This is a genomic window from Stenotrophomonas sp. STEN030 (assembly GCF_056759995.1).
Genome location: NZ_JBRREB010000083.1, coordinates 1 through 11,642, shown reverse-complemented (window position 1 = coordinate 11,642; position 11,642 = coordinate 1). Strand labels below are relative to the sequence as shown.

The following is an 11,642-nucleotide window of genomic DNA, read 5'->3' as shown; positions in this document are numbered from 1 at the left end:
TCGCGGTGTTTTTTTGGGGCGGGGGGCCCCCCGTGTACGCGGGTCACCAATCAGATCAGGGGTTTGTGTTTCTTTTCATTTAGCGGGGGTGGGCGGCTTCCGCCGCTCCTACAAGAGCATCGATATGCCGCGGTGACGCCCCTGCCGAGCATGGCTCGGCACTACAGGGGCTTTTCTTCGGCGGCGGGTTTTTCTGTGGCTTCCGGCTTTGCAGCCTCGGCCGGTGCCGCCGGCTTGGCTTCGGCGCTGGCGGGCTTGGGCTTGGCTTTCGCCGCTGCTGCCTGCGCCGCCGCTACCGAGCCGGGGTGCTTGAGTTCCTGCAAGGCCGACTGGATCGGGGCATCGCCCGGCAACACCACGCCGGCCTTGCTGCCCACCGCTTCGTCATCGCCACGCAGATGGCCTGGCAGCTTGGCCTCGCTGTAGTCACTCAGGCTGGCCGGCAGGTCGTTGACCGCATCGGCCGGATCCGGCGTCAGTTCCACATCCGGCAGGATGCCGGTGGCCTGGATCGAGCGACCACTGGGCGTGTAGTAGCGCGCGGTGGTCAGCTTGACCGAGTCGCCGTTGTCCAGTGGCAGCACGGTCTGCACCGAGCCCTTGCCGAAGGTGCGGCTGCCGACCACGCGCGCGCGGCCGTTGTCACGCAAGGCACCGGCCAGCACCTCCGAGGCACTGGCCGAGCCAGCGTCCGTCAACACCACCATCGGCGCGCCCTTGAGCAGGTCGCCTGGGGTGGCGTCGAACTTGGCATCGCTGATCGAGATGCGGCCACGGGTACTGACGATGCCGCCCCTCTCCAACAGATCATCAGCCACCTGCACGGCGGCAGTGAGCAGACCGCCCGGATTGCTGCGCAGGTCCAGCACCAGGCCCTTCAACTTGCCGCCGGCCTGCGCCTGCAACTGGTTCAACTGCTTCTGGAAGTCAGCGCCGGTATCGGCCTGGAAGGTGCTGATGCGGATATAGCCGTAGCCCGGTTCCAGCATCTTGCTGCGCACGCTGGTAACGCGGATGGTCTCGCGCATCACGGTGACATCGAAGGGCTTCTGCTCGCCACGCGCAATGGTCAGCACCACGCTGCTGCCGGCCTTGCCACGCAGCGGTTCGCTGGCATCGATGGCATTGATCGGGGTGCCATCGATGGCCACGATCAGGTCGCCGGCCTTCAAGCCAGCACGCGCGGCCGGGGTGTCGTCGATCGGCGACACCACCTTCAAGGTGTTGTCCTGCTGCAGGACCTCAACGCCGATGCCTTCATAGGCACCATTGGTCTGCTCGTCGAAGGCCTCGGCGTCTTCCTTGTCGAAGTAGGTGCTGTGCGGGTCCAGCTCCAGCAGCAGGCCGCGTACGGCCGATTGCATCAGCTTCTTGTCATCCACCGGGTCCACATAGGCCGCGCGCACGGCGTTGTAGACGCCGACGAAGCGGCGGATCTCATCCAGGGGTACACGTGAGGTGACAGATTCCTTGGCGTCGGGATCGTCCGCCTTGGACACCTTGTCCGGGGCGCTCTGGGCCAATGCAACAGCCGGTGACAGGGCCAACAGCAGGGCAGCAGCAAGACGGGCTACACGCATGAACCACTCCATGAGATTACGGATGCGCGATAACCGCGCAGGACCCGATTATGCGCGAAGCCCAGCTAAATTCTTGTTGAACCAGCGCAGGCGCCTGCACCAGCGCTCAGCGGGCGTTACTGCCGCTGCAACCAGGTCGAGGGATCTACCGGCTGGCCGTTGCGGCGCAGTTCAAAGTACAGGGCGGTGACGCCCTGGCCACCGGAGTTGCCAACCTTGGCCACCGCATCGCCACGCTTGATGCTGGCACCGGCATCCTTGAGCAAGGCGTCGTTATGCGCGTACAGGCTCATATAGCCGTTGCCGTGATCAACGATCAGGATCATGCCGTAGCCGGTCATCCAGTCGGAGAACACCACGGTGCCGTCAGCGACTGCGGTAACCGTGCTGCCAGCCGGCGCACCGATCAGCACGCCGGCGCTGTTGCGACCATCCGGCAGGCGACCGCCGTATCTGGCCAGCAGATTGCCCGACAACGGCCAACCCAGACCGCCAACCCGCGGCGCTGGCGCATTGGCGACAACCCTCGGTGGTACCTTGCCTGGCGCTGCCCGGGCCGGGCTGCGAGCGGAACCGCTATTGGCGGCTGCAGCCTGCCGCGCCTGTTCGGCGGCACGACGGGCCGCCGCGCGGCGCTCGGCTTCGGCACGGGCGGCGGCGGCACGCAGGCTGGCCAGCACCTGTTCCAGCGCGCGCGCATCCTTGCCCAGGGCCTTTTCGCGCTCGCTACGATCCTGATAACGGGTATCCAGCTCGCTCAGTACGGTGGCGCGCTGGCGACGGTCCTGGGCCAGCGCGGTAGCCTGCTGGCGCTGTTGTTCACGGGCCTGTTCCAGCTCCTTGCTGCGCGCCACGATCTGCTGCTCGGTGCTGGTCAGCGCCTGCAGATCGGCGGTCAGGCCGGTGATTGCCTTGGCCCGCTCACGCTGCAGATAGCGGTGATAGGCCAGTTCGCGATTGGCATCGGCCACGCTGTCCTGCGACAGCAGCAGCTTCAAAGGCGCGTGATTGCCCAGCTGGTAAGCACCGCGCAGCAGCGTTGCCAGTTGCTGGCGTTGCTGGGCAAGGCCGCTTTCCAGCATGGCCCGGCGTTGCTGCAGGGCCGCCAATGATTGTTGCTCGCGCTGCACTGCGGCTTCGGCCTCGGCTACCGCACGGCCGCTGCGGGCAACCTTCTGGTCGGCCTCGCGCAGGCGCTGGCTGGCTTCGCCGCGCTGCCCTTCCAACTGGCGACGTTCCTGGGCAACGCCCTTGATCTCGCCGCGCAGCTGCTGCAGCTTCTTTTCGGTGTCGCGCGAACTGTTCTGCGCCGATAATGGACCGGCCAGCAACATGCCCAGCATCAACAGGCAGGCACCGCGCCATGGCGGCAAGGCCGCACGTCGTTGTGAACGAGGCTGGTGACTGGGCTGGCGCAAAGAGGTTCCAGTGACTTCAGGCAGATGCGGATTGTACCCAAGCGTGATGCCATGCCACCCAGTCCATCGGCATTTCCACAGTGGAGATCTCATGAAACGTCTATTTCTACTTCTACTGCTGAGCGCGAGTGCCCCGCTGGCGTTGGCCGCCGACGACATCAGCAAGGTCAATGGCAGCATCCAGACCCAGGCCGGCACCACCTACGGCGATCTGGAAACCGTCAATGGCAGCATCCAGTTGGCTTCAGGTGTGCAGGCCAACAGCGTCGAGACCGTCAACGGCAGCGTACGCACCGAAGACAATGTGCAGGCGCACAGCATCGAAACCGTCAACGGTGCAATCCGTGGTGGCCGCAACCTGGTGCTTACCCACGGCCTGGATACGGTGAACGGCGGCATCTACGTTGATCGCGGCAGCCGCATCGGCGGCAATATTGAAACCGTCAACGGCAGCATCGGCCTGGTCGCCGCGCAGCTGGGTGGCGATATCGAAACCGTCAACGGTGATATCACCGTTGGCATCGATTCAGTTGTCAAAGGCGGCATCAAGGTCAATCGCCCCTCGTTCGGCATCTCGCTGACCGCGCCGCGCAAGCCGCGGATCGTCATCGGCCCGAACGCCGTGGTTGAAGGCCCGCTGGTGTTCGAGCGCGAGGTTGTGCTGCTCGTGCACGACTCGGCAAAGATCGGTCCTGTGACCGGTGCCACGCCGCAACGTTTCGACAGTGAAACCGCGCCACGCTGAACGCGCATTGCAGGCCAATCCTGCCTAGAATCCGGGTTCGATCTTGCAACCCGGAGTTCTCATGCAACGCAAACTGTTGTTGTGCCTGGCCGCCACTGCGGCACTGGCCGCCTGCAAGCAGGAGGCACCGGCACCGGCGGCCTCCGCGCCCGCCCCCGCACCGCCGCCGGCCCACACCTTTGCCGGTGGCATCAATGCCGCCGACTTCGGCGAGCTGGTGAAGACCCTGGCCTCGGATGAATTCGAAGGCCGCGCCCCCGGCAGCAATGGCGAAGAACTGACGGTCAACTACATCCGCGACCAGATGCAGCGCATCGGCCTGCAGCCGGGCAACGGCGACAGCTGGTTCCAGGAAGTGCCGATGACCGAAACCACGGCCAACCCGGCTACCGTGCTGAAGATCCAGCAGGGCCAGGCCAGCCGTGACCTGACGTTCGGCACCGACATGGTGATCGGCACCCGCAGCGGCCAGCCGGAAATCAAGATCGACAACAGCGAGCTGGTCTTCGTCGGCTATGGCGTCGACGCGCCCGAGCAGAACTGGAACGACTACACCGGCCAGGATTGGAAGGGCAAGACGGTGGTGATGTTCGTCAACGACCCGGGCTTCCACACCGACGACGCCAAGTTGTTCGATGGCAAGCGCATGACCTATTACGGGCGCTGGACCTACAAGTTCGAGGAAGCCGCGCGCAAGGGCGCCGCCGCCGCGTTGATCGTGCACGACAGCGCCGGTGCCTCCTATGGCTGGGATGTGGTGAAGAATTCCTGGGGCGGTGCGCAGTACGACCTGCCCGCCGCCGAGGACAGCCAGCCGCGCCTGCAGGCACAGGGCTGGCTCAGCGCCGAGGCCGCACGCAAACTGTTTGCCGATGCCGGGCTGGACCTGGACAAGGCCTACAAAGATGCCAGCAAGCGTGGCTTCAAGCCGGCACCGTTGAATGCCAGCCTGTCGCTGGACCTGAAGAGCACCATCGCGCAGAAGAAGTCACGCAACGTGGTGGGCGTACTGCCGGGCAGCAAGCGTGCCGACGAAGCCGTGCTGTACATGGCGCACTGGGATCACCTGGGCAAGCACGAGGGCGAGGAAGGCGACAACATCTACAACGGTGCGGTCGACAACGCGACCGGCGTGGCCGGCATTCTTGAAGTGGCCGACGCGCTCGCCCACCAGCAGACCCCGCCGGAACGCTCGGTGGTGTTCCTGGCAGTGACGCTGGAGGAATCGGGCCTGCTCGGTTCGCAGTACTACGTGAACCACCCGACCTTCCCGCTGGACAAGATTGCCGGCGTGATCAACATCGATGCGATGTCGGTCAATGGCCGTGCGCGTGACCTCACTGTGACGGGCTTTGGCAGCTCCGAGCTGGAAGACCTGCTCAAGCCGCTGGCCGCCAAGCAGGGCCGCACCCTGCATGCGGAAAGCTCGGTGCAGAGCGGCTTCTACTTCCGCTCCGATCACTTCAACTTCGCCAAGGCCGGCGTGCCTGCGTTGTATGCCGATGGTGGCGAAGACCTGATCGAAGGCGGCGTCGAGGCTGGCAAGCGTGCAGCCGAAGCCTATGGCAAGGACCGCTACCACGGCCCGAAGGACGAGTACGACCCGGCCACCTGGAAGCTCGACGGCATCGTCGAGGACCTTGAGCTGTTGTATGGCGTTGGCCAGCAGCTGGCCGGTGGTGATGCGTGGCCGAACTGGTACGAAGGCAATCCCTTCAAGGCCAACCGCGACGCGATGATGAAGAACAAGGACAGCAACACGGCCAAGTAAGCCGCTGCTGATCGCGAGAGAACGGCGCCTGCGGGCGCCGTTCTTGTTGGTGTGGATACCTGTACGGCGCTGCGCGCCAATCACCAGCAGACACGCTGAGGCAGAGCCGCTACCGTCAGCACTTCCTCACCAATCCACAGGTCGCTCGAAATGCTGCATCACGTTTCCTTCCCGGTACGCGACCTGGCCCTGAGCGGCGCGTTCTACGATGCCGCACTGGGCGCGTTGGGCTTCCGCCGCGTATTCGAAGATGACACCGCCATCGGCTACGGGCTCATCGACGACCAGGACCTGTTCTGCCTGAAGCTGCGCGAGGACGTCAGCGCAGCCAGTGCCGGCTTTCATCTCGCCTTCGCTGCGCCGGATCGCTCTGCCGTTGATCGTTTCCATACAACAGCGTTGACCATCGGCGGCCACGACAACGGTGCGCCGGGGCTGCGCCCGGACTACGGCGCGCACTACTACGCGGCGTTCCTGATCGACCCGGATGGACACCGCATCGAAGCCGTCATCAACCGCTGAGCACGGCGCTGCACATCCTCTGCAGCGCGCTTCGTGCAGCGTTGCCTACGCCGTCGGCGAAGCGACGCGCGCCGTACGCGCCTTGCGCACGCCAGCCACCGCGAACACCACCAGCCCGGCCCAGATCAGGCAGAAGCCAACCAGCTGATTGGCGCTGAAGGCCTCGCGGAACACCAGCACACCGACCAGGAACTGCAGGGTTGGCGCGATGTACTGCAGCAGGCCAACCACGGTCAGCGGCACCCGTCGCACTCCGAAGGCGAAGGCAATCAGCGGGATCGCACTGACCGCACCGGCCAGTACCAGCAGCGCGTCGATGCCCACGCCCCAGCCGGAGATGAAGCCACCACCATGGCCGTTCTCGGCCCAGAGCACATAGGCCAGCGCCGGTGCCACCATGAACAGGCTTTCCACGCCCAGCCCGCTCACCGCGTCCACCACCACCAGTTTGCGCAGCAGGCCATACAGGCCAAAGGTGATGGACAGGCCAATCGCGATCCACGGCGGGCGCCCGCTCTGCCAGGTCAACCAGGCCACGCCCAGCGCCGCCAGCGCTACCGCCAGCCACTGCAGCTTGCCCAGCCGCTCGCCCAGCACCATTACCCCGAGCAGCACGCTCAGCAGCGGGTTGATGAAGTAACCCAGACTGGTTTCCACCACATGCCCGGCGTTGACCGCCCAGATGTACAGGCTCCAGTTCAGCGCGATCAACAAGCTGGACAGACCCAGCAGCCAGAACCGCCGTGGCGTAGCCCATACCTCCGTCAACCAACCCCAGCCGCGCACGATGCTCAACCCACCAACCAACAGCACCGCGCTCCAGACAATGCGATGGGCAATGATCAGGAACGACGGCACCTCCTTGAGCAGATGCCAGTACAGCGGGAACAGGCCCCAGATGACGAAGGCCAAGGTGATGGCCCACAGGCCGCTACGGTGTTCGCTGTTGCTGTTCATGCGCGACGCAGCCTTGCAAGAGTGATGACCACGACGCCGGCCAGAATCACCGCCATCGCGCCGAGATCGGAAACACTGAAACGCTCATGCGCGATCCACGCGCCCAAGGCCACGGCAATCACCGGATTGACGTAGGCATAGCTGCTGGCCAACACCGGGCGCACGTTGTGCAGCAGCCACACATAGGCGGTGAAAGCGATGATCGAGCCGAATACGGTCAGGTAGCTCACCGACAGCAGCCCCTGCAGGTTGGGCAGGGCGCTGATGCGTTCGCCGCGCAACAGGCCGGCGCTGATCAGCATCACACCACCGCACAGCATCTGCCCGGCGGCGGTCATGAACGGCGATGGCAGGTCACGTCCGCGCGACCAGATGGAGCCGAACGCCCAGCCCAGCGGCGCTATCAGCAACAGGATCAGCCCGGTAGGGGTTGCCGTCAGGCTGCTGCCGGCGTTGAGCCAGACCACGCCGGCGAAGCCGACCGCAATGCCCAGCCATTCGCCGCGGGTGACTTTCTCGCCACGGATGGCCGAGAACAGCGCCATCCACAACGGTACCGAGGCCACCGCCACCGCCGCCAGGCCGGACGACACGTCGCGCTCGGCCAGCACCACCATGCCATTGCCAAGGAACAGCAGGCACAAGCCCATCACCGCCAGGGTCTTCCATTGCGCACGGGTCGGCGCTGCGACACCACGCCAGCGTAGCAAGGCATAGAGCACGCTGCCGGCAATGAGGAAGCGCGTGCCGGAGATCACCGTCAGCGGCGGCAGGCCGCTTTCCAGCGCCAGATGGATGCCGAGATAGGTCGACCCCCACACCACGTAGACCAGGAACAAGGCCAAAACGACAAGGCCACCCCTGGGAGGAGCAGCCGGCGTGGATACGGGGGAGGACATGAGGCGGTGCCACCATTCGGGGGAAGGTGAATTCTAGGGCACAGCAGCGCCGAGATCAGTCTGAAAAACGGCATGCTGTATTCGTTTGGCAGCCCACCTACATCATCCATACATGGTCTGCGCTAGCTTGAAGGCAACCACCACGCCAGCACCGCGTGCATCGCCCGGCCATCGGCTACCCAGCGAGGACAGCATCTGCATGAACAGCCCCACCGCCAACACACCGGTAGCCTCCGAACGCGCCGCCCTGCGCCGCTCGATCTCCAATACCTTGAAGGGCTCGGCCGGCAACCTGGTCGAGTGGTATGACGTTTATGTGTACTCGGTGTTCGCGGTCTACTTCGAGTCGCAGTTCTTCTCGGCGGCCGACAAGAACTCCACCATCTACGTGTGGGCGATCTTCGCCGCGACCTTCCTGATGCGGCCGATCGGTGCCTGGTACTTCGGTCGCTTCGCCGACCGTTACGGCCGCCGCCGCGCACTGACGGTATCGGTGACGGTGATGGCAGCGTGCTCGTTCCTGATCGCGATAACCCCGACCGCCGCACAGATCGGCGGTGCTGCGGCGTTGATCCTGCTGCTGGCACGGCTGGCGCAGGGCTTTGCCACTGGTGGCGAGTACGGCACCAGTGCGACCTATATGTCCGAAGCGGCGATTCCCGGCCGGCGCGGCTTTCTGTCCTCGTTCCACTACGTGACCCTGGTTGGCGGCCACGTGCTGGCGCAGCTCACCCTGCTCGGCATGTTGCTGCTGTGGGACAAACCCGAGATTTCCGCCTGGGGCTGGCGCATCGCCTTCGGCATCGGCGGCATTGCCGCCATCGTGGTGTTCTGGCTGCGCCGGAGCATGGACGAATCACTGACTTCCGATTCCATCGAAGCGGCAAAGGATGGCCGCGCCAAGGCGTCCGGTTCGATGTACGAACTGTTCGTGCATCAATGGCGTGCACTGCTGCTGTGCTTCCTGATCACCGCTGGCGGCACGGTCGCCTTCTACACCTATTCGGTCAACGGGCCGAAGATGATCCAGAGCGCCTTCGCCGGCAACGACGTGATGACCGGCACCGTGATCAACCTTGGCGTGCTGACCTTCTTGATGCTGCTGCAGCCGCTTGGCGGCTGGCTGTCGGACATCGTCGGGCGCAAGAGCTTGCTGGTGTTCTTCGGCGTCGGCGGCGTGCTCTACAGCTGGTACATGATCACCCAGCTGCCGCAGCAGCATGATCCGCTGATGGCCTTTCTGGTGCTGGCAGTCGGCTTCGTCATCCTCACCGGCTACACCTCGATCAACGCAGTGGTGAAGGCAGAGCTGTTCCCCACGCATGTGCGTGCGCTGGGCGTGGGCTTTGGCTATGCGATGGCCAATTCGTTGTTTGGCGGCACTGCGCCGCTGCTATATCAAGGCGCACTGAAGACCGGACATGTGGATACGTTCGCCATCTACGTCACTGCGGTGATTGCGGTGTCGCTGGTGGTCTATGTGTTCTTTCTGAAGAACAAGGGGCCGAACTGGTTGGATGGTACGCGGAGGTAGGACTGGGTAAGTCAGAGCCATAGCTGCTTTTGCTTTTGCTTTTGCTTTTGCTTTTGCTTTGGCTTTGGCTTTGGCTTTGGCTTTGGCTTTTTTCTCCGCTTTTATGCCGTCATTCCCGCGAAGGCGGGAATCGCTCTACGCACTTTCCTTTGCACTTTCCTTTGCACTTTCCTTTGCACTTTCCTTTGCACTTTCCTTTGCACTTGCCTTTGCACTTGCCTTCGCCTGCTTCATGCCAAATGCAAACAGCAAAAGCCAGAGCGATTCCCGCCTTCGCGGGAATGACGACATAAAAGCAAAAGCGAACAGCGAAGAGCAAAAAGCGAAGAGCAAAAAGCAAAAGCCGGCGGACTCAGTCCGCCGGCTTTCTCATCACTCAACCCCGAGCAGCATCACTCAACGCCGAGCAGCATCACTCGCTTCACGTGCAGCCTCAAACTCAGCGCCCTTCTGCCAGGTCGGCCACTTCCGGCTATTGGCCAGCTCCAGACCCATGTCATAGACCAGCAAGGTATCGGCAGCCAGACCGCGCGCATCCCACTGCGGCGTCCACGCATCGCAGGCCTGGTGATAGCACTTGGCGAAATAGGCATCACGCAGCGCGCGACCGGCGGCAACACCACCGTCCAGCTTGTCCAGACCAGCACCGACGGTGATTGCCGGCACACCCTTGCGGGCGAACGCGAAATGATCGGCGCGGTAGAAGAAACCGGCTTCCAGGTTCGGATCCGGCGACCAGCGACGGCCGCGTGCCTGTGCAACGCGCTGCACATCGTCTTCAAGGGAAACCCGGCCATTTCCCCAGGTGGCGATGTCGGCGGTTTCACCGTCCGGGCTGAACATCTCGATGTTCAGCACCGCCGCGGTGGTTTCCAGCGGTGCCAGCGGGTGCGCGGCGTAGTAGCTGGCACCGAGCAGGCCCTTCTCTTCGGCCGTCAATGCAAGGAAGTACAGCGAACGCTGCGGGCGCGGGCCGGCGGCGAATACGCGACCCAGCTCCAGCACCGAAGCCACGCCGGTGGCATTGTCGATGGCACCGTGACGCACGGTCTGGCCGCTTGCATCGGGCTGGCCGATACCGAAGGCATCCCAATGCGCAGAGAAGATCACCGACTCCTGCGGATGGCTGCTGCCTTCCAGCTTGGCCACCACGTTACGGGTGACCACGCGCTCACGCTTGACCCAGAAGCTGGTGGTGAGACTGGCGTCGCCGAGCTCGACAGGACGGAAGTCAGCCTTCATCGCCTTGCGCTTCTCAGTCTCGAAATCGAGGCCAGCGGCGCTGAAGATGCGCTCAGCCAGCGCCCGCTGCATCCAGCCGCGTACCGGCGTGTGTGCGGCCAGGGCCTCGTCGTTGCTGCGTTCGATATCGAACAGCGGCGAAGTGCCAGACGCCTTCACCGTCGCCCACGGATAGGCAGCCGGTGCGGTCTCGTGCACGATCAGCACGCCTTCGGCACCGCGGCGTGCGGCTTCCTCAAACTTGTAGGTCCAGCGGCCGTAATAGGTGACCGCCTTGCCGTCGAACGCACCCGGCACATCGGTCTCGAAGTCGGCATCGTTGATCAGCACCACCGCGATCTTGCCGCTCAGGTCCAGGCCCTTGTAATCATCCCAATGCCGTTCCGGCGCGGAGATGCCGTAGCCGATGAACACCAGCGGCGTGTCCTGCTGGTCGACCACACCGAACGGACTAAGGCTCTGCAGGGTGATGTCTTCACCGTTGACCAGCGGCTGCGACTTGCCGTTCAAGCTCAGGCTGGCCTGCACCGCGCCATCGACGGTGGCGCGCACCAACGGCACTTCCTGCACCCAGCTGCCGTCCTTGCCACCGGGCTGCAGGCCGGCCTTGCGGAACTCATCGACCAGATAGTCCACCGTGCGCTGCTCACCGGCCGAGGCCGGGGCACGGCCTTCGAACTCGTCCGACGCCAGGATGCGGACGTGCCGCGACAGCGCTTCCGGATCGATGCCACCGCCGGGCAGGTCATTGGCCGCCGAGGCGATGCCGCCGACAAACAGGCAGGAAGACAGCAGCAGGATGCGCATCGGGTTCACGGCAACTACCAACGACAGAATGAATGGCAGATTCTAACCGGCATTGCCCTTGTAGGCGCGACAGCGCTGTAGTGGCCAGCAAAAATAGGCCAAGGCGATAAACCCAAAGCCACAGCCCAGCAAGGGTCGGCACAACAAGTAAACCCCCCGAATTAAAC

General features: G+C 64.1%; 9 protein-coding genes. 4 read left to right on the top strand and 5 right to left on the bottom strand.

Translation table 11 applies throughout. The features are described from left to right. Positions 1 to 161: 161 nt before the first annotated feature. Together ACVOLR_RS19135 and ACVOLR_RS19130 are read right to left on the bottom strand one after the other, a co-directional pair. Positions 162 to 1,580, bottom strand: a complete 1,419-nt coding sequence (locus ACVOLR_RS19135) for a S41 family peptidase (protein WP_481537840.1) — start codon at positions 1,578 to 1,580, stop codon at positions 162 to 164. 116 nt (positions 1,581 to 1,696) lie between these two features. Then, positions 1,697 to 2,923, bottom strand: coding sequence for a murein hydrolase activator EnvC family protein (locus ACVOLR_RS19130; protein ID WP_481537842.1), 1,227 nt, complete (start codon positions 2,921 to 2,923; stop codon positions 1,697 to 1,699). A gap of 166 nt (positions 2,924 to 3,089) precedes the next feature. On the opposite strand from ACVOLR_RS19130, the gene ACVOLR_RS19125 reads away from it, so the two are divergent. The 3 genes from ACVOLR_RS19125 to ACVOLR_RS19115 all read left to right on the top strand — a co-directional run bounded on the left by ACVOLR_RS19125 (position 3,090) and on the right by ACVOLR_RS19115 (position 6,036). Further along, positions 3,090 to 3,743: a DUF4097 family beta strand repeat-containing protein gene (locus ACVOLR_RS19125; RefSeq protein ID WP_481537839.1), complete on the top strand. Its 654-nt coding sequence runs from the start codon at positions 3,090 to 3,092 to the stop codon at positions 3,741 to 3,743. Positions 3,744 to 3,804: 61 nt separating this feature from the next. Further along, positions 3,805 to 5,514, top strand: a complete 1,710-nt coding sequence (locus tag ACVOLR_RS19120) for a M28 family metallopeptidase (protein WP_481537838.1) — start codon at positions 3,805 to 3,807, stop codon at positions 5,512 to 5,514. 150 nt (positions 5,515 to 5,664) lie between these two features. Next, positions 5,665 to 6,036 (top strand): VOC family protein, encoded by a 372-nt coding sequence (locus ACVOLR_RS19115; RefSeq protein WP_481537837.1) that lies wholly within the window; start codon positions 5,665 to 5,667, stop codon positions 6,034 to 6,036. Positions 6,037 to 6,081: 45 nt separating this feature from the next. Here ACVOLR_RS19115 and rarD read toward each other — a convergent pair whose 3' ends face one another. Together rarD and yedA are read right to left on the bottom strand one after the other, a co-directional pair. Beyond that, positions 6,082 to 6,993 (bottom strand): EamA family transporter RarD, encoded by a 912-nt coding sequence (gene rarD, locus ACVOLR_RS19110; RefSeq protein WP_481537836.1) that lies wholly within the window; start codon positions 6,991 to 6,993, stop codon positions 6,082 to 6,084. After that, positions 6,990 to 7,892, bottom strand: coding sequence for a drug/metabolite exporter YedA (gene yedA / locus ACVOLR_RS19105; protein WP_481537835.1), 903 nt, complete (start codon positions 7,890 to 7,892; stop codon positions 6,990 to 6,992). The genes rarD and yedA overlap by 4 nt, the downstream gene beginning before the upstream one ends. Positions 7,893 to 8,091: 199 nt before the next feature. Here yedA and ACVOLR_RS19100 point away from each other — a divergent pair, with 199 nt between their 5' ends. Next, on the top strand, positions 8,092 to 9,426 hold the full coding sequence (locus tag ACVOLR_RS19100) for an MFS transporter (protein ID WP_481537834.1): 1,335 nt from the start codon (positions 8,092 to 8,094) through the stop codon (positions 9,424 to 9,426). Positions 9,427 to 9,822: 396 nt separating this feature from the next. Here the strand turns inward: ACVOLR_RS19100 and ACVOLR_RS19095 are convergent, their stop codons facing one another. Further along, positions 9,823 to 11,475 carry a M28 family metallopeptidase gene (locus ACVOLR_RS19095; RefSeq protein WP_481537841.1) on the bottom strand — a complete coding sequence of 551 codons (1,653 nt, stop codon included), beginning with the start codon at positions 11,473 to 11,475 and terminating at the stop codon, positions 9,823 to 9,825. Positions 11,476 to 11,642 lie beyond the last annotated feature (167 nt).

Excerpts from the sequence above, each read along its gene's own strand:
- ACVOLR_RS19100 (WP_481537834.1), top strand. The coding sequence starts at position 8,092 with ATGAACAGCCCCACCGCCAACACACCGGTAGCCTCCGAACGCGCCGCC.
- rarD (WP_481537836.1), bottom strand. The coding sequence starts at position 6,993 with ATGAACAGCAACAGCGAACACCGTAGCGGCCTGTGGGCCATCACCTTG.
- ACVOLR_RS19095 (WP_481537841.1), bottom strand. The coding sequence starts at position 11,475 with ATGCGCATCCTGCTGCTGTCTTCCTGCCTGTTTGTCGGCGGCATCGCC.
- yedA (WP_481537835.1), bottom strand. The coding sequence starts at position 7,892 with ATGTCCTCCCCCGTATCCACGCCGGCTGCTCCTCCCAGGGGTGGCCTT.
- ACVOLR_RS19125 (WP_481537839.1), top strand. The coding sequence starts at position 3,090 with ATGAAACGTCTATTTCTACTTCTACTGCTGAGCGCGAGTGCCCCGCTG.
- ACVOLR_RS19130 (WP_481537842.1), bottom strand. The coding sequence starts at position 2,923 with ATGCTGGGCATGTTGCTGGCCGGTCCATTATCGGCGCAGAACAGTTCG.
- ACVOLR_RS19135 (WP_481537840.1), bottom strand. The coding sequence starts at position 1,580 with ATGCGTGTAGCCCGTCTTGCTGCTGCCCTGCTGTTGGCCCTGTCACCG.
- ACVOLR_RS19115 (WP_481537837.1), top strand. The coding sequence starts at position 5,665 with ATGCTGCATCACGTTTCCTTCCCGGTACGCGACCTGGCCCTGAGCGGC.
- ACVOLR_RS19120 (WP_481537838.1), top strand. The coding sequence starts at position 3,805 with ATGCAACGCAAACTGTTGTTGTGCCTGGCCGCCACTGCGGCACTGGCC.